This is a genomic window from Bacillus sp. D386 (assembly GCF_006346415.1).
This window is the reverse complement of the sequence record NZ_VEMV01000001.1, coordinates 278,474-300,795: the sequence shown is the minus strand read 5'-3', so window position 1 is coordinate 300,795 and position 22,322 is coordinate 278,474. Positions and strand designations below refer to the sequence as shown.

The following is a 22,322-nucleotide window of genomic DNA, read 5'->3' as shown; positions in this document are numbered from 1 at the left end:
AGGCAGCCAAGTTGGCTGCTTTCTTTCGTTTTTAATTCTATATGAAATACGGGTGGTCGAATGAGTAAGAAAAAAAAGAAATCTCGCTCCAAAAAAGGTGACCAAATAAAGTCAACTTTAAAATATGAAATATCGGGACTTTCTATATTTGGGTTTTCTGCGATTGCGATGGCAAAGCTTGGGGCAGTAGGTACTTCATTCGTGTTTCTTTCTAGGTTTTTTATGGGTGAGTGGTACATTTTACTTCTGCTTGGCTTAATGGTCTTTGGTGTGTTCCTAATGTGGAAAAGAGAGATTCCGTTCTTTTTTAAACGCCAGCTGGTCGGTATATACTTCATTATTTTAGCAATCTTACTCTCATCACATATTATTTTATTTGAGAATTTGTCCTCTAATAATGGATTTACCCAGCCAAGTGTCATTTTAAATACCTGGGAAATCTTTTGGATGGAATTACAGGGAACTGCAAGTACCATTGATCTTGGCGGTGGGATGATAGGTGCAATCCTTTATGCCGTCTTCCATTTTTTATTTGCAGATGCCGGCAGTAAATTTATTTCATTTTTATTGATTGTTGCAGGTTTAATTCTTATAACCGGTAAAGGCTTAAGTGATTCAATTGGCAAAGTACTTGGTGCGATTGGAAGATTTATCGTCAGCCAGTGGAAATCGTTTATGGCTGAACTGCGAGAGCCTAAGACTTCAAAGAATAAAAACAAAAACCAGAAAGCTAAAAGTAAAAGTGAATCGGTACAAGCTTCCTCAGTACTACAAGATGAGGGAAGTAATCCAGAAAAAGAAGATACACTTGAAGAAAGAATTATTTCGAATTTTGCTGATCGTGCCTATTTGGATGAGGAAATTGATGATAAGAAAAATGATGATCAGATAAGTAAACCAAATGATAGCACAGAAGCTCCTGCTGAACCTGTGCCACATATGAATTTTACAGAAGTTGAAAATGTGGACTATAAACTTCCAAAATTATCGCTATTGAAGTCACCAAAAAAAGCAGATCAAAGTGGAGAATATGAATTAATACATACAAATGCTGAGAAATTAGAGAGTACTTTTAAAAGCTTTGGAGTGAAAGCTAGGGTCACTCAAGTTCACTTAGGACCTGCAGTTACGAAATATGAAGTACATCCTGATGTAGGTGTAAAGGTTAGTAAGATTGTGTCATTATCAGACGATCTGGCATTAGCGCTCGCTGCTAAGGATATACGTATTGAAGCACCAATCCCAGGTAAATCAGCGATTGGGATAGAAGTGCCTAATTCAGATGTAGCAGTCGTTTCATTAAGAGAGGTTCTCGAGGTACAGCCTTCTGAAAAAAGCGGTTCTAAACTATTAATTGCTTTGGGTAGAGACATATCAGGTGAAGCAGTTTCTGCTGAACTGAATAAAATGCCTCACTTACTCGTAGCCGGAGCAACCGGAAGCGGGAAAAGTGTCTGTATTAACGGAATCATTACTAGTGTACTCATGAGAGCAAAACCACATGAAGTTAAAATGATGATGATTGATCCAAAAATGGTGGAGTTAAATGTTTATAATGGAATTCCTCATCTATTAGCTCCAGTTGTAACGGATCCTAAAAAAGCAGCTCAGGCATTAAAGAAAGTTGTTATGGAAATGGAAAGACGTTATGAGCTGTTTTCCCACTCAGGAACTCGAAATATTGAGGGGTACAATGACTTAGTGACGAGACAAAATTTAGAAGAAGGCGAAAAAAATCCTTTATTGCCATATATTATTGTCATTGTGGATGAGTTGGCAGACCTTATGATGGTTGCGTCCAGCGAGGTGGAGGATGCGATAACAAGGCTTGCACAAATGGCAAGGGCTGCAGGCATACATTTGATTATTGCAACCCAGCGGCCATCTGTAGATGTTATAACAGGAGTTATAAAAGCTAACATACCATCAAGGATTGCCTTTAGTGTTTCCTCCCAAATTGATTCAAGAACCATATTAGATATGGGAGGGGCAGAAAAACTTCTCGGTCGCGGGGATATGTTATTCCTGCCTGTAGGTGCGTCAAAGCCAGTACGGGTACAAGGTGCCTTTTTATCAGATCAGGAAGTGGAAGATGTAGTAGACTTCGTGATTTCTCAGCAAAGAGCCCAATATCAAGAGAATATGATTCCGGATGAAGTTCAGGAAACAGTAAGTGAATCAACAGATGACTTATATGATGAAGCCGTCAAATTAATTGCTGATATGCAAACCGCCTCTGTTTCGATGCTCCAAAGACGATTCAGGATTGGGTATACAAGGGCTGCACGTTTGATCGATGAGATGGAAGCTCGCGGTGTCGTTGGTCCGTATGAAGGAAGCAAACCAAGAACTGTACTTGTTCCCAAGGACTTCGATCAAGCTAGTAATTCATAAAAAGAGCAGTATAGATACCAAACCCGAAAGTTAGATTTAAAAACTAACTTTTGGGTTTTTTAGTATGTTAAATAACTGAATTTTGAACTGTAAAGAAATTTTATAAGTGAGTATTTTTTCAAAAAGTTATCAATAATTTTATATTAGGATAATTTATTTATTTTTACTTAAATTCATGTTAAATTAAAATCGAATTAGCAAACATATATATATATAATTATCAGGAAATAATTTTTCCGGATAAGAAGTACATGCACTTATTTATTGTACATATTTGTATAATACAAAAGCGAAAAATTGTACCCAAGTACACAATGCACCATTTAAGTATGGATTTTCTATAATCATTTAACAGATTCATCTAAAACGATGTTATGTGTAAAAGGATAGGGAAAAGCTCATACTATATGGAGCACCGACTAATTATTTTGGAGGTTGTTATGTTGAAAAAGAGTAAATTTGGACTGGCTTTGTCTCTTGTGCTAGCTGCTAGTACCATTCTTGGTGCTTGCGGAAGCAAAGAGGAGAGCAATGAAGGCGGCACGGCCAATGAGAAAAATAATTTCACTGTCGCAATGGTTAGTGACACAGGTGGTATTGATGACAAATCCTTCAATCAATCTGCATGGGAAGGTATTCAAGCTTTTGGTAAAGAGAATGGATTAAAAGAAGGTAAAAACGGCTATACCTACCTGCAATCTGAATCAGATGCTGATTACACCACAAACTTAAACCAACTTGTACGCCAAAAGTATAATTTAATATATGGTGTCGGATTCACAATGGAGGATGCAATTAAAGAAGCGGCTGATCAAAATCCGGATGGGAAATTTGCAATTATCGACTCAGTGGTTGAAGCTGATAACGTTGCAAGTATCACATTCAAGGAGCATGAAGGTTCATTTATTGTAGGTGTTATTGCCGGTATGCAAACAAAATCCAATAAAGTTGGCTTTGTAGGTGGAATAGAGAACCCGCTAATTCAAAAATTTGAAAAGGGCTTTATTGCTGGTGTTAAAACAGTAAATCCTAATGCTGAAGTACAAGTGAAATATACAGGAAGTTTCAGTGATGCATCTCTTGGTAAAGCAACAGCATCAGCTATGTATAAATCAGGTATTGATGTCATTTATCACGCAGCAGGAAATGGTGGTAAAGGAGTCTTCACTGAGGCAAAAAACATTAAGAAAAGCAATCCTGAAAAAGATATATGGGTAATTGGTGTAGATAAAGACCAAGCTGATGAAGGTGAAATCAGCGGTACAGACATGAACGTAACGCTCACCTCCATGGTTAAGCGTGTTGACTTAGCTGTACAAGAAGTTTCAAAACAAGCGATGGAAGGATCCTTCCCAGGAGGAAAGAACGTAGAGTTTGGTCTTGAAAATAATGGTGTTGATATTGCACCGACTAAAGATAACTTATCTGACGATATACTTAAAAAAGTTGATGAATATAAAGGTAAAATTAAGAATGGTGATATAAAAGTACCATCTACTCAAAAAGAACTTGATGCATTTTTAAAATAAGATAAAGGGATAAGGGCCTCGGTCCTTATCCCTTTAATCTCTAAAGGACCTATTAGGACTTAGCAAAGGGAAAATAGTTTTGAGGATGGACCACGATGCCAGTCTTTCGTAATTAGGCTAGAAGAATATGAAAGGTATTTTAGAAAAATATTAAAAGTCAGTCACATGGTACAAAAGGGTAGCCTAGCGATTAGATGGAAAATAGATATTTATTGAATTTTTTTTCAGTTTATGTTTTAACAGAATATTTATAATATATAAACTTTTTTTGTAGGAAAAAAGACTTACGTGAAAAAAAGTCAGATATACCAGGGTTTTTTCGACATTTCCGTGGAAAAAAACGGATAAGGTAACGCTTCCAAAATATGATATTTTTGTGAATAGCTATTTCTTTCTTTGGAAATACATGATAAATTATGAGTGGTTAGTAGATAACATCAATAGAATGAGAGTGGGAAATTTCCTGGGGGAAAAGAGTATGTCTATCAGACACGACAACCGACAATTATATCTGCAAGTAATCGACAAGATTAGACAGGACATAAGAACCGGTATCTATAAGGAGCATGAAAAATTGCCATCTGAGTCTGAATGGGCCAAAATACTCGGTGTGAGTAGAGCGACATTAAGAGAAGCACTCAGAATTTTGGAAGAGGATAATGTGATTATACGCAGGCATGGGGTAGGTACTTTTGTGAATTCCACTCCTTTATTCTCTTCGGGAATTGAACAATTAAAGAGTGTGACAGATATGATTTGCGAAGCGAACATGAAACCAGGAACAATTTTTTTAAACTCATTCATAGAGGGTGCAACAGAAGAAGATATGCGAAGGTTCGACTGTCAAATTGAGGATCAGTTTTTAGTAATCGAGCGAGTCAGAACTGCTAATGGGGAACCTGTCGTTTATTGCTTGGACAAGATACCTGTTCGTGTGTTACCGGAACCATCTCTTTATCAAGAGGAATCATTACTTCATGTCTTAGAAAGAACTGCCGGTATACAAATTACATACGCTGTGGCTGATATCGAACCACATGGCTATCACGAAAAGATTTCACCTATTTTAAATTGCAAATTGGACACTGCTCTGCTTTTACTAAAACAAACTCACTATGATAGTAAGGACAAACCATATCTATACTCGGCCAACTTCTTTAAAGCGGATACATTTCGCTTTCATATTTTGCGTAAAAGAACATAATTTATGCGCAAAATAAGAGAACTACTGCCAAAAAAATATAGGGGGTTAAGACCTTGAAAAAACGCAAATTTGGAATGGCATTGTCACTAGTTCTGGCTGCGGGCACAATTTTAGGTGCTTGTGGAAACAAAGAAGAGAAAGGTAACAGCAGTGAAACAGAAGGTAAGGACAATTTCACAGTTGCCATGGTAACAGATACAGGCGGGGTTGATGACAAATCCTTTAACCAATCCGCTTGGGTAGGTATACAACAGTTTGGTAAAGATAACAATCTTGAAAAAGGTAAAAACGGTTATGATTACCTCCAGTCCAAATCTGATGCTGATTACACTACTAACTTAAATCAGCTGGTACGACAAAAATTTGACCTTATTTATGGGGTAGGTTTCTTATTGTCTGACTCCATTACAGAAGTTGCCGAGCAAAATCCTAAGAGCCAATTCGCATTAATTGATTCTGTTGTAGATGTTGATAACGTGGCAAGTATCACATTCAAAGAGCATGAAGGATCCTTCCTGGTAGGTGTAGTAGCCGCGATGCAAACTAAATCCAATAAAATTGGATTTATTGGTGGAGTTGAAAGTGAACTTATTAAAAAATTTGAGAGCGGATTTATAGCAGGTGTTAAATCAGTTAAACCTGAGGCAGATGTTCAGGTAAAATATGCAGGTGATTTTAATAAAGCTGATATTGGTAAAGCTACAGCACAAGCAATGTATAAATCCGGTATTGATATTATCTACCATGCAGCCGGCGGAACAGGTAAAGGCGTATTTACAGAAGCAGTTAACATCACTAAAAATGATCCAAGCAAAGAAATCTGGGTTATTGGGGTTGACTCTGACCAAGCAGCATTAGGTGATGTACCTGGTACAGACAAAAATATCACATTAACATCTATGATTAAACGTGTTGATTTGGCAGTTGTGGAAGTATCCAATCTTGCTAAGGAAGGCAAATTCCCTGGCGGAGAAAATGTTGAATTTGGTTTAGAAAATGATGCAGTTGATATCGCACCTTCACAAGAAAACTTGTCAGATGAAATTAAAACTAAAGTTGCAGAATATAAAGAAAAGATTAAGAGTGGAGAAATTAAAGTACCATCTACTCGTGAAGATTTAGATACATTCTTAAAATAAGCACTTCCTAGTAAGGGATGAGGATGTGATCCTTATCCCTTGCGATTACCTTGGCTGATGTCAGTCTGACATCAGACCTTTAAGCAATATGGTAAAGGAAAGGTTGCTAAAACTAGATTGGCAACTTTTCTTTTGTCATCTTACTTATGAATCTTCTCTGGAAAAAGGAGTGAAAAAACTGTGGACTATGTTATTGAGATGTTGCACATCCGTAAAGAGTTCCCGGGCATCGTCGCAAATGATGATATCACCTTGCAATTAAAAAAAGGTGAGATTCATGCGTTGTTGGGAGAAAATGGTGCAGGAAAATCCACGTTAATGAATGTCTTGTTCGGTCTTTACCAGCCAGAACAAGGGGAAATCCGTGTAAATGGTAAGGAAGTAAAAATTACAAGCCCAAATATTGCAAATGACTTGGGCATAGGAATGGTGCATCAGCATTTCATGCTTGTTGATACGTTCACAGTAACAGAAAACATTATTCTTGGTAAGGAGCCCACCAAAGGTGGAAAAATTGATTTAAAAGAGGCTGCCCAGGAAGTTAGGCAGTTATCAGAAAGATATGGATTGAAAATTGATCCGGATGCCAAGATTTCTGATATCTCTGTAGGTATGCAGCAAAGGGTTGAAATCCTTAAAACTCTATATCGTGGAGCTGACATTCTTATTTTTGATGAACCTACAGCCGTATTGACACCACAGGAAATCAAAGAGTTAATACAGATCATGCAAAATTTGATCACTGAAGGTAAATCCATCATACTGATTACTCACAAACTTAAAGAGATTATGGAAGTCTGTGACCGTTGTACGGTTATTCGTAAAGGAAAAGGAATTGGTACTGTAAATGTCAGTGAAACGAATCCTAATGAATTAGCGAGTCTGATGGTAGGGCGAGAAGTGGTTTTTACAACTGTGAAGCAGGATGCAAATCCAAGTGGAGAGGTATTGAATATACAAGATCTTGTAGTTAAAGACTCCCGTGGTGTTGAAGCAATTCGAAGCCTTAACCTATCCGTTCGTGCAGGAGAAATTGTGGGGATTGCAGGTGTCGATGGAAATGGACAATCTGAGCTGATTGAAGCAATCACTGGCCTGAGAAAACCAGAATCCGGTACCATTTCTATAAATGGGACTGAAATCCAGAAGAAGAGTCCAAGGAAAATTACAGAAACAGGAATTGGGCATATTCCTCAGGATCGACATAAATATGGTCTTGTACTAGACTATTCAATTGGCGAGAATATGGTTCTCCAAACATATTATCAAAAACCACTTTCAAAATGGGGAATCTTAAATTATAAAAATATCTTTAATAAAGCTCGTACTTTAATTAAAGAGTTTGATGTTCGTACTCCAAGTGAGTATACTCCGGCAAGAGCTTTGTCTGGAGGAAACCAGCAAAAGGCGATCATTGCTCGTGAAATAGATCGAAATCCTGATTTGTTAATTGCTGCTCAGCCAACACGTGGCCTTGATGTAGGAGCTATTGAGTTCATTCACAAACGTTTAATTGAGCAACGAGATCAGGGGAAAGCAGTATTGCTTGTTTCCTTTGAGCTGGATGAAATTTTAAATGTTAGTGACCGTATTGCTGTTATATATGAAGGTTCCATTGTGGCTATTGTTGATCCTAAGAAAACGACTGAACAGGAACTCGGATTATTAATGGCAGGAAGTAAGGTTAAGGAAGCGGGGAAAAGCTAATGTATAAAAGATTATCGAACTTATTAATCCCTGTTATAGCTGTCTTGCTCGGTTTAATCGCAGGTGCTATCGTAATGTGGGTCAGCGGTTATGATCCGATAGCTGGTTATGGAGCTTTATGGGATGGTATATTCTATGATTCCTATGCAATAGGTGAGACAATCCGTCAAGTGAGCCCTTATATACTTGCAGGTTTAGCCGTTGCCTTTGCATTTAGGACTGGACTTTTTAATATTGGTGTTGAGGGCCAGTTTTTAATGGGATGGTTAGGTGCTGTTTGGATTGGAACGTTATTTACTGACCTTCCTAAAATCATCCATTTGCCGCTTGCGGTCATTGTTGCTGCTTTAGCTGGTGCTTTATGGGCATTCATTCCAGGTCTCTTAAAAGCTAAATTTAGAGTGCATGAAGTTATAACAACCATTATGATGAACTACATTTCTCTTCATGTAGTTAACTATATTATCACTTACGTTTTAACAGATAACATGGACAAAACTGAAAAGATTGCTCCATCAGCATCTTTACGTTCTGACTTTTTAGCTGAAATGACGATTAACTCTAGATTACACTGGGGATTTGCGATAGCTATTCTTGGAGCAATCATAATGTGGTTTTTATTAGAGAAAACAACAAGAGGCTACGAATTAAAAGCTGTCGGTTTTAACCAGCATGCATCTAAATATGCAGGTATCAGTGTAGATCGCAATATAGTTTATGCCATGCTGATCTCTGGTGCTTTTGCAGGACTTGCTGGTGCTATGGAAGGACTTGGAACATTCGAGTATATTGGTGTAAAAGGGGCGCATACAGGAGTAGGTTTTGACGGAATCGCAGTTGCATTACTAGGTGCTAATACAGCGATTGGAGTTGTGCTTGCAGCTTTATTATTCGGTGGATTGAAATATGGTTCATTAAATATGCCAATGGAAACTGGAATACCAACTGAAATCATTGATGTAGTTATAGCTTTAATCATATTCTTTGTTGCATCCAGTTATGTTATTCGTCTCATGCTGAGAAAGTTTAGCAAGAAAAAGGGGGTGGAATAAGTGAGTTTTTTAGAGATACTAGCGATACTTGTTCCTTCTACACTTGTTTACGCCTCTCCACTTATTCTGACAGCCCTCGGTGGTGTATTTTCTGAGCGTTCTGGTGTAGTAAATATTGGATTAGAAGGTTTAATGGTAGTTGGTGCTTTTACAAGCATTGTATTCAACTTGACATTTGCAGATACATTTCATGAATGGACTCCTTGGATTTCATTAGTTGTAGCTATGGTAGTTGGTGGGATTTTCTCCCTATTGCATGCAGTTGCATCTATAACATTCAGGGCTGACCAAACAGTCAGTGGGGTAGCCATTAATATGTTGGCGCTTGGAGCTTGTATGTTCCTTGTGAAATTAGTTTACGGAAAAGGACAAACTGATAAAATTGCTGAACCATTTTACAGTTTTGATATACCTGGTTTAAGTGATATACCTGTATTGGGTAAAATTTTATTCTCAGATGTATATTTAACCTCGATTCTGGCGATTGTGATTGCTGTGATTTGCTGGTATGCCATTTATAAAACACCGTTTGGTTTACGCCTTCGTTCAGTTGGTGAACATCCAATGGCCGCTGACACAATGGGGATAAACGTTAATAAAATGCGTTATATTGGTGTTATTTTAAGTGGAATTCTGGGAGCGTTGGGTGGAGCTATTTATGCTTCGACTATTGCTTTAGACTTTACTCATGCGACAATATCCGGACAAGGTTTTATGGCGCTTGCAGCTATGATATTCGGTAAATGGCATCCAATTGGTGCAATGGGCGCAGCGTTATTCTTTGGATTTGCGCAATGTTTAAGTATTGTAAGCTCAATGCTGCCATTCTTTAGTGACATTCCGAATGTATATATGTTAATTTTGCCATATGTATTAACGATTCTGGCTTTAACAGGATTTATTGGACGTGCAGATGCTCCAAAAGCATCCGGTACGCCATATATCAAAGGAAAACGTTAAAAGGTAAACTCATTCATGATTTAATCAAAGACAAGTGCTGTTCTTATTGCAAGAGCAGTCCTTGTCTTTTTTTTTCTAACCTAAAGCGTGTCGATTTTAATTAGATCGAATTTAGAAGAAAGAATGAAAGAAGGTCAGGGTCAGTTCCTTGATTTACATTCCATTTAACCTGTATATTCAAACTAAAGGTTTAAAAAAAATCCTTGAGACGAACAATATGGTTAAGAACCTGCATAACATTGAGTAAAGGGAGGTCAAAAATATGGCAGTTATTGATGAGATTAAACTAAAACAAGCTGGCATTACGATTCATTTTGTACCAACTAAGAAATTTAAAACAACGACGCTTGTTTGGAAGATGAAAGCACCTTTAAAGGAAGAAACCGTTACATATAGAGCTTTGTTGCCAAATGTCCTGCAAAGTAATACAGCTGCATATCCAACATCTACAGCTTTCCGCTCCCATCTAGATCAATTATATGGAGCCAGTCTTTTTACAGATGTCAGTAAAAAAGGCGAATATCATATTATGAGTTTTCAAATGGAAATGGTAAATGAACGATTTTTATCCAAGCCTGAACCGATGTTGGAACAAGCGTTTAAGCTTTTACATGATGTTTTGATTAATCCTAATGTAAAGGGAGATGCTTTTGATGCGGATACAGTTGCAAAGGAAAAGCGTGCTCTGAAACAAAGGCTGCAGGCTGTATATGATGATAAAATGCGTTATTCTTCATTACGCTTAACTCAGGAAATGTGTATGGAAGAAAATTATCGGCTGGAAGCAAACGGGATTATAAGCGAAGTCGATGAAATCACTCCTGAATCCCTATACAATTATTATAAAAAAGCGTTTGCCAAAGATGAATTGGACCTCTATGTAATTGGGGATTTGGATGAAGCCAGGGTAACGCAAATGTCTAGTGAATACTTTCAGTTCGCGGAGAGAAAACCTGAACGGGTTATGCATAATAAACATGATATCCTTGAAGTGAAAGAACTGAAAGAAACGCAGGATATCAAACAGGGTAAGCTGAATATTGGCTACCGAACAAATATCACTTATGGCGATCGAGATTATTTTGCTTTGCAAATGTTTAATGGGATATTTGGAGGGTTTTCACACTCTAAACTTTTCATAAACGTTCGTGAAAAAGCAAGTTTGGCGTATTATGCCGCATCACGACTTGAAAGTCATAAAGGTCTTTTAATGGTTATGTCCGGCATTGATAATAAAAATTATAATCAGGCAGTAACGATCATAAAAGAACAAATGGAAGCTATGAAAAAGGGCGAATTTTCGGATCAAGAAATGGAACAAACAAAAGCAATCATTAAAAATCAATTGCTCGAAACGATCGACACCTCCCGTGGTCTAACAGAAGTTCTATATCATAATGTGGTTGCCGCTGTTGATAAACCATTGGATGATTGGTTGTCTTCGATTGATAGAGTAACAAAGGATGAAATTGTGGCTTGTGGAGAAAAAATTCAAATGGATACGATCTATTTTTTAAGTGGAGATGAGGTGACTGAGTAATGGAGAAAATACTATTTGACCAGCTTCAGGAAGAATTATATTTCGAAAAAATGGATAATGGTTTGTCTGTGTACATCCTTCCGAAAAAAGGATTTAATAAGACCTATGCCACTTTTACAACTAAATATGGATCAATCGATAATCATTTTAAAGAGCCCGGTGCAGATGAATATTCCAGGGTCCCGGATGGAATTGCACACTTCCTAGAGCATAAATTGTTCGAAAAAGAAGATGGTGATGTATTCCAGCAGTTCAGTAAACAAGGTGCAGCGGCCAATGCTTTTACATCCTTTACTCGAACAGCGTACCTTTTTTCCAGTACAACGGATGTAGAGAAAAATTTAGAAACATTAGTTGATTTTGTCCAGGAACCATATTTCTCGGATAAGAGTGTGGAAAAAGAAAAAGGGATTATTGGCCAGGAAATTACCATGTATGATGATAATGCAGATTGGAGATTATATTTCGGTATTATTGAAAACCTATATCATAATCATCCTGTGAAAATTGATATAGCTGGTACCATTGAGTCGATTTCAGGAATAACAAAAGAACTGCTCTATAAGTGCTACAATGCATTTTATCATCCAAGCAACATGCTTCTGTTTATTACAGGGCCATTGGATCCGGAAACAATCATGCAGCAAGTTCGTGACAACCAGGCTAAGAAAAACTTCGATAAACGTGGGGAAATCGAACGGAAATTTGATGCAGAGCCGGCTAATGTCGCTACTAAAAAACGCTCAACCAATATGCATGTCCAGACGCCTAAGTGTGTGGTTGGATTGAAGGCAAATAATCCAACTCTCCAGGGGATTGATTTATTAAAACAAGAGCTATCTATCAGCCTCTTTCTGGATATGACTTTTGGAAAAAGCTCCGAGTATTATGAAAAACTATATTCTGAAGGGTTAATTGACCATTCATTCTTTTATGATTATACACAGGAATATGGATTTGGATTTGGAATGGTCGGCAGTGATACAGATAAGCCGGATCATTTAGAGGAAGAATTGAAAAATATTCTTTTTGCGGCCCGCGAAGGAAAAATTGTAACAGAGGAAAAATTAAATTCAATTCGTAAGAAGAAAATTGGTGCCTTCCTCAGGTCATTGAATTCACCTGAATCGATAGCCAATCAATTTACACGATATGCTTTTAATGACATGAAGCTATTTGATGTTGTGACTGTTTTGGAAGCTTTGACCTATGATGAAGTGAATAAAGCAGTACAGGAATTTATAGATGAGGATAGAATGTCAGTATTTCAAATACTTCCATCCTGAATGGGTAAGAGCCAAGCCGTAATGGTTTTGGCTCTTTTTGTATTTAAATTTGTTTATATAATACAAGGTAAACGGACAATTAACCAGCTTAACTGATTCACTGGTTTACGATAACTATTTGGTAGGATTAAAGAAGCTTATATTAGAAACAATTGACTATTTTCAATTGGAGGTTTTACTTTTCATCTTCAAGCTTTATAATGAAAAGTATTGTAAGTGTTATTTACGGCAAGGGGTTTTTATTATGAATGGAAAATATGCACTCATTACGGGTGCTAGTGGAGGAATTGGTCAAGCAATTGCATTACGTTTGGCTGCAGAGGGCTGGAATCTATATCTCCATTATAACCGTAATCTTAGCGGAATTAATTCGCTTTTAGATCAGTTAAAACCATTTCAAATACAGGTGAAAGTAATTCAGGCTGATCTAAGTAAAGATGGCGGACATCAAGTTATAATTGACGAAATTAATCAAATTGATACGATAATACTAAATAGCGGTGACAGTCATTTTGGTTTAATAACAGATATAACCGATGACCGAGCCAAACAGATGGTTTCATTACATATTACATCTCCCTTTTTATTGACTAAAGGACTAGTTCCTAAGTTAATACAAAAAAAAGATGGCAGTATCATTGCCATTACTTCTATTTGGGGAGAAGTGGGTGCTTCCTGTGAAGTTCTTTATTCAATGGTAAAAGGTGGACAGAATTCTTTTATCAAGGCACTTGCGAAGGAGCTTGCACCTTCTGGAATCCGTGTAAATGCTATATCACCCGGTGCAATTTCCACACCTATGCTCAATCGATTCGATTCTGAAGAGCTTAGAGAATTGGAAGAAGAAATCCCAATGGGGCGGCTGGGGCATCCGAAGGATATCTCTGGAGTTGTTTCCTTTGTCCTCTCAGAAGACTCCAGTTATATAACAGGGCAGATTATCAGTGTGAATGGCGGATGGAATACATAAGTATTTAATGCTACACTATGTATTTTGCTTTCCACTCGTCAGTAAATCAGATATGATAGGATATAGGGAAAATATTGAAGGAATTTGTCAAATATTTCTCTTAGGGGGAACGGTATGGACAAGAAGGAATGGTATTTTGAATATGAAATTAAAATTAACCGTCCCGGTTTGTTAGGGGATATTTCTTCTTTGCTAGGAATGCTCTCCATAAATATCGTAACCATCAATGGTGTGGATGAGGGGAGAAGAGGTATGCTTCTCTTGGCGAAGGATAATCGTCAAATTGAACGCCTGGAATCAATTCTGCAAACAATGGATACGATAAAAGTAACTAAACTTAGAGAGCCGAAATTAAGAGATCGGTTAGCAGTCAGACATGGTCGTTATATACAAAGAGATGCAGATGATCGAAAAACATTCCGATTTGTAAGAGAAGATCTTGGGCTTCTAGTTGATTTTATGGCCGAGCTTTTTAAACAGGAAGGCCATAAACTAATTGGAATCAGGGGTATGCCCCGGGTTGGTAAAACTGAATCGATTGTTGCTGCAAGTGTTTGTGCGAATAAGCGGTGGTTATTTGTATCTTCCACCTTATTAAAACAAACCGTTCGAAATCAATTAATTGAAGATGAATACAATGAAGATAACTTATTTATTCTGGATGGGATTGTTTCAACTCGCAGAGCCAATGAAAGGCATTGGCAGCTTGTGCGTGAGATCATGAGACTTGATTCAATTAAAGTTGTTGAACATCCTGATGTGTTTGTACAAAATTCAGAGTATACAATGAACGATTTTGATTATATTATTGAACTACGTAATGACCCGAACGAAGAGATCACATATGAAGCAGTAGACCAACAGTCCTCTTTATTTGGAGGATCCGAATTTGGATCGTTTGATTTTTAGTGATTAGAAGGTGTTTATATGACGGAATTAGGTAAAGTATTAAAGGAAGCCAGAGAGTCTAAAGGATTAACCCTGGATGACCTTCAACAGATAACCAAAATACAAAAGCGTTATCTTGTTGGTATAGAAGAAGGCAATTATGAAATGATGCCGGGCAAATTCTATGTCAGAGCGTTTATTAAACAATATGCTGAAGCAGTTGGATTAGATCCTGAACAGCTTTTTGCGGAGCATCAAACGGATATTCCTGCGGCAGTTCAGCAGGAGGAGATTCCTCAAAAATTATCTAGAGTGCAATCGAAAAAAACATTGCCAGTACAGCATTCAAAGTGGATGGAAGTACTTCCTAAAATTTTGATAGCTGTGTTCCTTGTTGCAGTAGTGGCTATTATTTATTACTTTGTAGCAAAAGCCATTGGTAATAATGATGACACAGGGACAGTTAATCAAAACGGTGACCCTGTAAGACTTGAGCAGGGTGAATCCACAAACCAAGAAGAAAACACCAATGAGAAAGAAGAAGCGGAAACAGAAGAAGAAAGTAATCCAGAGAATGCTGAGGAAGAATCTAAAGAGCCGGAAGAAGCAGGTTCTGCTGAGCTGAAAGTGACCTCCGCGAATGGAAAAAATACAACATATGAATTAAGTAATACAGATGAATTTAAGGTATCAGTAAAATCTACCGGCGAGACATGGGTATCTGTTAAAAACTCCAAGGGAGAAAATCTCTTCAATGGGGTGATTCAAAATGGAGAAAGCCAGGATTTTGATCTTTCAGATGATAATCAAATAGTCATGAATATAGGGAAAACTCCAGACACTGAAATTTTTGTTAATGATGAAAAACTGGAGTATGAAAGTGAACTGATTGTTCAAAACATAACGATTGATTACACGAAGGAGTAAGATTGGAAGGTCATCAATGGATGGCCTTCTCTCGTCTATCCTTTTATAAATAAAATTTAAAAGTAAAGTGAGGAACATCAAGTGAATTTACCGAACAAGATAACAATTTCCAGAATTTGCATGATCCCTGTGTTTATGATTATCATGCTTCCATCCATTGATTGGGGAACGTGGGTGATTAACGATGTGGAGTTGCCTATCTCTCATTTTGTTGGAGCTATCATTTTTATCATTGCTTCCACTACTGATTGGATTGATGGATATTATGCTAGAAAACATAATCTGGTCACAACCCTTGGAAAGTTTCTTGATCCGTTGGCAGATAAACTTCTTGTATCTGCAGCATTAATTATCCTTGTAGGATACGAGTTGGCCCCTGCTTGGATTGTTATTTTAATTATCAGCCGTGAATTTGCGGTAACAGGTCTTCGCCTGGTTCTAGCCGGTGAAGGTGAAGTGGTTGCAGCGAATCAATTGGGTAAAATTAAAACATGGACTCAAATCATAGCTATAGCTGCATTACTATTGCATAATCTACCATTTGCGTGGATTAATTTCCCGTTTGCTGATATAGCTCTTTACGTAGCCTTATTCTTTACTCTATGGTCTGGCTGGGATTACTTTGCTAAGAATAAACATGCGTTTTTAAATTCTAAATAAGGGTATCATTCTAAATATAACTTGTTAAATGGCGGGTGACAGAATGAATGCAGAATTAATAGCGGTAGGCTCTGAGTTATTACTTGGACAGATTGCAAATACCAATGCTCAGTTTATATCAAAAAGCCTGGCAGAGATAGGTATTAACGTATATTACCATACAGTAGTTGGGGATAATCCTGTACGATTAAAAAAGGCTATTGAAATTGCAGAATCCCGAGCAAATCTCATAATATACACTGGTGGGTTGGGACCAACAAAGGATGATATAACAAAAGAAGTTGTAGCTGCCCATATAGGTAAAACATTAATAACAGACCAAAAAGCTATGGAAAATATTGAAGAATATTTCAAGAAAATAAAACGGGTGATGACAGAAAACAACCGGAAGCAAGCATTGGTTATTGGAGGATCGGAAGTATTCCCTAATCAAAATGGAATGGCTCCCGGAATGGTTGTGTCTCATGGGGATATTCTTCACATTTTATTACCAGGTCCTCCAAGTGAAATGCAGCCAATGCATCAAAATTTTGCAGTTCCTTATCTTTTGAGATTAATGGACAGGGTGGAGCGTATAGATTCCCGAGTCCTCCGTTTCTTTGGTATTGGGGAATCACAGCTTGAAACAGAAATAGAAGATTTACTGGATCAGCAAAGTAATCCGACAATAGCGCCTCTTGCCTCAGATGGAGAGGTAACTCTTCGTATTACAGCTAAACATGAATCTATTGAAGAAGCTGACAAACTATTAAAAGAGACAGAAGAAAAAATTCTTTCGCGTGTGGGAGAATATTTTTACGGATATGATGATGCGACTATTATGACTGAACTTATCAATCTTTTAAAAGAAAATGAGCTTACAATATCGGCAGCAGAAAGCTTAACCGGCGGAATGTTTCAGGAAAAAATGACGGATATACAGGGAGCCGGTTTAATCCTTAAGGGCGGTATTGTTGTTTATACCAATGAAGCAAAGGAAAAGCTTTTGAAGGTCGAACAATCAACCATCGACCAATATGGAGTTGTCAGTGAGCAATGTGCTATGGAAATGGCTGATAATATTAAAGCCATGCTCCAATCTGATATTGGGATTAGTTTTACTGGAGTAGCTGGACCAGATGAATTGGAAGGTCATCCGGTAGGGACTGTTTATATCGGTATAGCCATTTCCGGTCAGAAAACGTACGCAAAGAGATTGGACTTAGGCGGTATGCGTGAGGTTAATCGGGTAAGAAGCATGAAGTATGGCTGTCATTTTCTTATCCGAAAGTTGAGAGAGTTATATGCATAATAGAAAACCCCAACTTATATGGTTGGGGATTTCTATTGTTTATAAAATTGAGATAATTTTAGTTTTACTTTAATTACTGCTAAAAGCATTCTGTTTGCTAGAGAGTTTCTTTAAATTTATTAGCAAAATTACCATTAAAACAATACGAATAAATGTTCGCTTTTTTACTTGTTAAATGGGGACAGATGAGGTATAGTATAAATAAGTTCTAAATTATACATGTAATGTTTTTATATAGATATGGGGAGGAAATAAACTGTGAGTGAACGTCAAGCTGCGCTCGATATGGCGCTAAAACAAATTGAAAAGCAATTTGGTAAAGGTTCAGTAATGAAGCTGGGGGAAAGAGCAGACAGAAAGGTTTCTACCATTCCAAGTGGTTCGCTTGCTCTTGATTCAGCCCTCGGTGTGGGTGGATATCCAAGAGGTAGAATAATTGAGATTTATGGACCGGAGAGTTCCGGTAAAACGACAGTAGCTTTACATGCAATTGCTGAAGTACAGGCACAGGGTGGACAAGCAGCATTTATTGATGCAGAACATGCTTTAGATCCGGCATATGCACAAAAGCTTGGCGTAAATATAGATGAATTATTACTTTCCCAACCAGATACAGGTGAACAGGCATTGGAAATTGCTGAGGCGCTTGTACGAAGTGGTGCAATTGATATTATCGTTGTTGACTCAGTGGCTGCTTTAGTACCAAAAGCTGAGATTGAAGGTGAAATGGGAGATTCTCATATGGGTCTACAAGCCCGTTTAATGTCTCAGGCTCTTCGTAAACTTTCTGGATCCATTAATAAATCTAACACCATAGCAATCTTTATCAACCAAATCCGTGAGAAGATTGGTGTTATGTTTGGTAACCCAGAAACAACTCCAGGTGGTCGTGCTCTTAAGTTCTATTCTACGGTTCGCCTTGAAGTAAGACGTGCAGAACAACTGAAACAGGGAAATGATATTGTAGGGAACAGGACTAAAGTAAAGGTTGTTAAAAATAAAGTGGCTCCACCTTTCAAAGTGGCAGAACTTGATATTATGTATGGTGAGGGTATTTCCAAAGAAGGAGAAATCATCGACATTGGTTCTGAATTGGATATTATTGAAAAGAGTGGGTCTTGGTACTCATATAATGGAGATCGCTTAGGACAGGGAAGAGAGAATGCGAAGCTCTTCTTAAAAGAAAATCCAGATGTTCGGGATGAAATTTCCATTAAAATCCGCTCAGCCTATGGATTAAACGGTGAAGCGAAAGTGGTTGAAGCAGCAGAGGAAATGGATAAATTTGATTTACCTGAATAAGTAGTTTGTAATGGGCAAACCTGATTATGGGTTTGCTCTTTCTATAGGTGGGCCTCAGGGTGTGTTTTATTATAAATTTAGCTGTTTCTGAAGAGAATCATGAAAGAAATAATATTTAGGTAGTATTGTGACTGGCAGAGTATGATCAATCAGTAAGTGTTGTTTGAGAAAAATCTATAACTTTATTAGAAAAGATGCGAAAAACAAATAATTTCTTCGGCTTTTGTACTTTTACTCAACTTAATGGGAAGCGGCTGTCTTAAAGTGGAGAGTATTATTAGAAACTATGACCTAGGTGGATAGGGTCACGAAAATTGTATATCTGTCTGTATTTTCTAAAAACGATTAAAAGAGCGTCAGGACTTGCTCTTGACAACAAATTTTCATAACTTTACAATAGAAATGTATTAATATCTTTTTTTATGACATGCCTAAAAGCGATTGTGCTGTATATTTTTAGATGATGTACATGCCAGAATTGAAAACAATGTAGTAAAAGAGATTAAAAAAGTTAATAGCAAGAGGAGGTGTAATGATGGATCCAATCGCTATCATCTCCATTTTGCTTGGCCTAATTGTTGGTGCAGTTGTTGGCTATTTGTTAAGAAGATCTATAGCTGAATCTAAAATATCCGGCGCAACGAACGCAGCTGAAAAAATTATTGAGGACGCAAAGCGTGAAGCGGACGCCTTGAAAAAGGAATCCCTTCTTGAAGCAAAGGATGAGATTCATAAGCTTCGGACTGATGCTGAAAAGGAAGTTCGTGATCGACGAACTGAATTACAGAGACAGGAAAATCGAATTCTACAAAAAGAAGAGAATCTGGACCGTAAAGCAGACTCTCAAGATAAACGTGAGGCTTTATTGGAGAAGAAAGAAGATTCTCTGAACCAAAGACAACAGCATATTGAACAGATGGAAAGCAAAGTGGACGAGATAATTCAAGCTCAAAGTTCTGAACTTGAACGTATTTCTAGCCTGACTAGAGAAGAAGCAAAAGCCATTATCCTTGATCGTGTTGAGAAAGAGCTATCACATGATATTGCAATCATGATGAAAGAGAGCGATAACCGAGCGAAGGAAGAAGCAGACAAAAAGGCACGTGAAATCTTGTCACTTGCGATTCAACGTTGTGCAGCAGATCATGTGGCCGAAACGACCGTTTCTGTTGTTAATCTTCCAAATGATGAAATGAAAGGTCGAATTATCGGTCGAGAAGGACGTAATATTCGAACACTTGAAACGTTGACGGGAATCGATTTAATTATTGATGATACACCTGAAGCTGTCATTTTATCTGGATTTGATCCAATTAGACGTGAAACTGCAAGACTTGCCCTTGAAAAGCTTGTTCAGGATGGGCGTATCCATCCGGCTCGTATTGAAGAAATGGTTGATAAAGCAAGAAGGGAAGTCGATGAGCATATCCGTGAAATCGGTGAGCAAACAACATTTGAAGTTGGGGTTCATGGCTTACACCCAGATTTAATAAAAATTCTTGGCCGCTTAAGATACCGTACAAGCTATGGTCAGAATGTGCTTAAACATTCGATGGAAGTAGCTTATTTATCCGGCTTGATGGCAGCAGAACTTGGTCAAGATATTACATTGGCAAAGCGCGCTGGACTATTGCATGATATCGGTAAAGCGATTGACCATGAAGTAGAAGGAAGCCATGTGGAAATAGGAGTGGAACTTGCTACGAAGTACAAGGAACATCCTGTTGTCATTAATAGTATTGCTTCTCACCATGGAGACGCCGAACCAAAATCTATAATTGCCATTCTGGTAGCAGCTGCTGATGCATTATCTGCAGCTAGACCTGGAGCTAGAAGTGAAACGCTTGAAAACTATATTCGTCGCCTTGAAAAACTTGAGGATATTTCTGAATCCTATGAAGGTGTTGAAAAATCATTTGCAATCCAGGCAGGACGAGAAGTTCGTATTATTGTTAAGCCTGAAAGTATTGATGATTTAGAGGCACACCGATTAGCCAGAGATATTAGAAAACGTATTGAAGATGAACTGGACTATCCGGGACATATTAAAGTGACGGTTATTCGTGAGACCAGAGCAGTTGAATATGCAAAATAAAGCGGTGTTCCTCACCGCTTTATTTTTTTGGAGATCGAAACTTTTTTAAACAAAAAAGTTAAACTATACCAAAGATAATCTTGGCCTAGTTTCAAAGAAAGGAAAGCGAAAATGAGGTTATTATTTATAGGGGATATTGTTGGATCACCTGGAAGAGCAATGGTGAAAGAATATTTAGGGAAGTTAAAGGAAAAATATAGACCGCAGTTTGTCATCATTAATGGAGAAAATGCTGCAGCTGGAAGAGGGATTACCCAAAAAATTTATAAAGAATTACTTGAGTACGGAGCTAATATCATTACACTTGGTAATCATTCCTGGGACAATCGTGATATTTTTGAATTTATAGGAGAAGCAAAATATCTGGTGCGCCCTGGGAATTTTCCGGAGGGAACACCGGGCACGGGACTTTCCTTTGTTAAGATGAATCAGTTTGAATTGGCTGTTATTAACCTGCAGGGCAGAACCTTTATGCCTGCGCTTGATGATCCATTTTTATGTGCAGATAAATTGGTAGAAGAGGCCAGTAAGCGAACGCCATTTATATTTGTTGACATGCATGCTGAAGCAACCAGTGAAAAACAGGCAATGGGATGGTATCTGGATGGACGAGTGTCAGCGGTAGTTGGGACCCATACACATGTCCAAACAGCTGATAACCGAATTCTGCCTAAAGGAACTGCTTACATGTCTGACGTAGGAATGACAGGGCCTTATGATGGTATTCTAGGAATGGAACGCGATGCTGTCATCAAGAAATTCTTAACAAGCCTGCCTGTGAGATTTGAAGTACCAAAAGAGGGAAGAGCTGTACTTAGTGGTTTAATTATTGATTTAGATCCTAAAACGGGCAAAGCGAAAAAAACTGAGAGAATTTTAATTAATGAAGATCATCCATTCTTTTATTAAAAACGATTGCGAGGAGCCAACCTATAGGGGTTGGCTTTTTTGTATGGTATATCTTTTGTTCATTATGAATATAGTTAACAGAAAAAACATACTCACTAGGGGACATGTCTTGGAATAAGATGAGGAGGACCAGAAATGGAAATATTAAAGGTTTCAGCAAAATCTAATCCCAACTCTGTGGCTGGAGCGCTGGCTGGAGTACTTAGAGAAAGAGGAGCAGCAGAAATCCAAGCAATAGGTGCAGGTGCATTAAACCAAGCAGTAAAAGCCGTAGCGATTGCAAGAGGATTCGTCGCACCCAGCGGGATGGATCTTATATGCATTCCTGCTTTTACAGATATCTTAATTGATGGTGAGGAACGTACCGCCATAAAACTAATTATAGAACCACGGTGAAATGAAACTGCAGTAAAACTGGAGCTGACTCTGATAAGGGATCGGTAGGCGTATTCTCCGACCGGGAGGATGC

General features: G+C 37.8%; 18 protein-coding genes. All 18 read left to right on the top strand.

Features of this window, described 5'->3' with window-relative positions; genetic code table 11:
* Positions 1–60: 60 nt before the first annotated feature.
* Positions 61–2,394, top strand: a complete 2,334-nt coding sequence (locus FHY45_RS01410; protein ID WP_139891215.1) for a DNA translocase FtsK — start codon at positions 61–63, stop codon at positions 2,392–2,394.
* Positions 2,395–2,837: 443 nt separating this feature from the next.
* On the top strand, positions 2,838–3,923 hold the full coding sequence (locus FHY45_RS01405) for a BMP family lipoprotein (RefSeq protein ID WP_066102259.1): 1,086 nt from the start codon (positions 2,838–2,840) through the stop codon (positions 3,921–3,923).
* Between the two features lie 478 nt (positions 3,924–4,401).
* Entirely contained in the window at positions 4,402–5,127 is a 726-nt protein-coding gene (locus FHY45_RS01400) for a GntR family transcriptional regulator (RefSeq protein WP_066100299.1), read from the top strand.
* A gap of 53 nt (positions 5,128–5,180) precedes the next feature.
* Complete coding sequence (locus FHY45_RS01395; RefSeq protein WP_066100296.1) at positions 5,181–6,266, top strand: BMP family lipoprotein; 1,086 nt, start codon at positions 5,181–5,183, stop codon at positions 6,264–6,266.
* Positions 6,267–6,446: 180 nt separating this feature from the next.
* Positions 6,447–7,973, top strand: coding sequence for an ABC transporter ATP-binding protein (locus FHY45_RS01390; RefSeq protein WP_066100293.1), 1,527 nt, complete (start codon positions 6,447–6,449; stop codon positions 7,971–7,973).
* A complete protein-coding gene (locus FHY45_RS01385; protein ID WP_066100291.1) occupies positions 7,973–9,025 on the top strand; it encodes an ABC transporter permease in 1,053 nt (350 codons plus the stop codon). Before FHY45_RS01390 ends, FHY45_RS01385 begins: the two co-directional genes overlap by 1 nt.
* The gene (locus FHY45_RS01380; RefSeq protein WP_066100288.1) at positions 9,026–9,985 is read left to right on the top strand and encodes an ABC transporter permease; all 960 of its coding nucleotides are present in this window, start codon (positions 9,026–9,028) and stop codon (positions 9,983–9,985) included.
* 262 nt (positions 9,986–10,247) lie between these two features.
* Positions 10,248–11,525, top strand: coding sequence for an EF-P 5-aminopentanol modification-associated protein YfmF (gene yfmF / locus FHY45_RS01375; RefSeq protein WP_139891214.1), 1,278 nt, complete (start codon positions 10,248–10,250; stop codon positions 11,523–11,525).
* Positions 11,525–12,811 (top strand): EF-P 5-aminopentanol modification-associated protein YfmH, encoded by a 1,287-nt coding sequence (yfmH, locus tag FHY45_RS01370; protein ID WP_139891213.1) that lies wholly within the window; start codon positions 11,525–11,527, stop codon positions 12,809–12,811. The genes yfmF and yfmH overlap by 1 nt, the downstream gene beginning before the upstream one ends.
* Before the next feature lie 244 nt (positions 12,812–13,055).
* Positions 13,056–13,781, top strand: a complete 726-nt coding sequence (ymfI, locus tag FHY45_RS01365; RefSeq protein ID WP_066100280.1) for an elongation factor P 5-aminopentanone reductase — start codon at positions 13,056–13,058, stop codon at positions 13,779–13,781.
* A 114-nt stretch (positions 13,782–13,895) separates the two neighbouring features.
* A complete protein-coding gene (locus tag FHY45_RS01360; protein WP_066100277.1) occupies positions 13,896–14,690 on the top strand; it encodes a DUF3388 domain-containing protein in 795 nt (264 codons plus the stop codon).
* Between the two features lie 18 nt (positions 14,691–14,708).
* Positions 14,709–15,596 carry a helix-turn-helix domain-containing protein gene (locus tag FHY45_RS01355; protein WP_066100274.1) on the top strand — a complete coding sequence of 296 codons (888 nt, stop codon included), beginning with the start codon at positions 14,709–14,711 and terminating at the stop codon, positions 15,594–15,596.
* An 81-nt stretch (positions 15,597–15,677) separates the two neighbouring features.
* Entirely contained in the window at positions 15,678–16,256 is a 579-nt protein-coding gene (gene pgsA, locus FHY45_RS01350; RefSeq protein ID WP_066100270.1) for a CDP-diacylglycerol--glycerol-3-phosphate 3-phosphatidyltransferase, read from the top strand.
* A gap of 43 nt (positions 16,257–16,299) precedes the next feature.
* A complete protein-coding gene (locus FHY45_RS01345) occupies positions 16,300–17,547 on the top strand; it encodes a competence/damage-inducible protein A (protein WP_066100267.1) in 1,248 nt (415 codons plus the stop codon).
* 258 nt (positions 17,548–17,805) lie between these two features.
* The gene (recA, locus tag FHY45_RS01340; RefSeq protein WP_066100261.1) at positions 17,806–18,849 is read left to right on the top strand and encodes a recombinase RecA; all 1,044 of its coding nucleotides are present in this window, start codon (positions 17,806–17,808) and stop codon (positions 18,847–18,849) included.
* A 535-nt stretch (positions 18,850–19,384) separates the two neighbouring features.
* Complete coding sequence (gene rny / locus FHY45_RS01335; RefSeq protein WP_066100258.1) at positions 19,385–20,944, top strand: ribonuclease Y; 1,560 nt, start codon at positions 19,385–19,387, stop codon at positions 20,942–20,944.
* 111 nt (positions 20,945–21,055) lie between these two features.
* Positions 21,056–21,853: a TIGR00282 family metallophosphoesterase gene (locus tag FHY45_RS01330; protein WP_066100255.1), complete on the top strand. Its 798-nt coding sequence runs from the start codon at positions 21,056–21,058 to the stop codon at positions 21,851–21,853.
* A 135-nt stretch (positions 21,854–21,988) separates the two neighbouring features.
* Positions 21,989–22,249 carry a stage V sporulation protein SpoVS gene (gene spoVS, locus FHY45_RS01325; protein WP_066100252.1) on the top strand — a complete coding sequence of 87 codons (261 nt, stop codon included), beginning with the start codon at positions 21,989–21,991 and terminating at the stop codon, positions 22,247–22,249.
* Positions 22,250–22,322 lie beyond the last annotated feature (73 nt).

Bases quoted from the DNA above. Each gene is read 5' to 3' on its own strand.
- FHY45_RS01410 (WP_139891215.1), top strand. From the start codon at position 61: ATGAGTAAGAAAAAAAAGAAATCTCGCTCCAAAAAAGGTGACCAAATA.
- FHY45_RS01400 (WP_066100299.1), top strand. From the start codon at position 4,402: ATGTCTATCAGACACGACAACCGACAATTATATCTGCAAGTAATCGAC.
- FHY45_RS01385 (WP_066100291.1), top strand. From the start codon at position 7,973: ATGTATAAAAGATTATCGAACTTATTAATCCCTGTTATAGCTGTCTTG.
- yfmF (WP_139891214.1), top strand. From the start codon at position 10,248: ATGGCAGTTATTGATGAGATTAAACTAAAACAAGCTGGCATTACGATT.
- yfmH (WP_139891213.1), top strand. From the start codon at position 11,525: ATGGAGAAAATACTATTTGACCAGCTTCAGGAAGAATTATATTTCGAA.
- ymfI (WP_066100280.1), top strand. From the start codon at position 13,056: ATGAATGGAAAATATGCACTCATTACGGGTGCTAGTGGAGGAATTGGT.
- FHY45_RS01360 (WP_066100277.1), top strand. From the start codon at position 13,896: ATGGACAAGAAGGAATGGTATTTTGAATATGAAATTAAAATTAACCGT.
- FHY45_RS01355 (WP_066100274.1), top strand. From the start codon at position 14,709: ATGACGGAATTAGGTAAAGTATTAAAGGAAGCCAGAGAGTCTAAAGGA.
- FHY45_RS01345 (WP_066100267.1), top strand. From the start codon at position 16,300: ATGAATGCAGAATTAATAGCGGTAGGCTCTGAGTTATTACTTGGACAG.
- rny (WP_066100258.1), top strand. From the start codon at position 19,385: ATGGATCCAATCGCTATCATCTCCATTTTGCTTGGCCTAATTGTTGGT.
- FHY45_RS01330 (WP_066100255.1), top strand. From the start codon at position 21,056: ATGAGGTTATTATTTATAGGGGATATTGTTGGATCACCTGGAAGAGCA.
- spoVS (WP_066100252.1), top strand. From the start codon at position 21,989: ATGGAAATATTAAAGGTTTCAGCAAAATCTAATCCCAACTCTGTGGCT.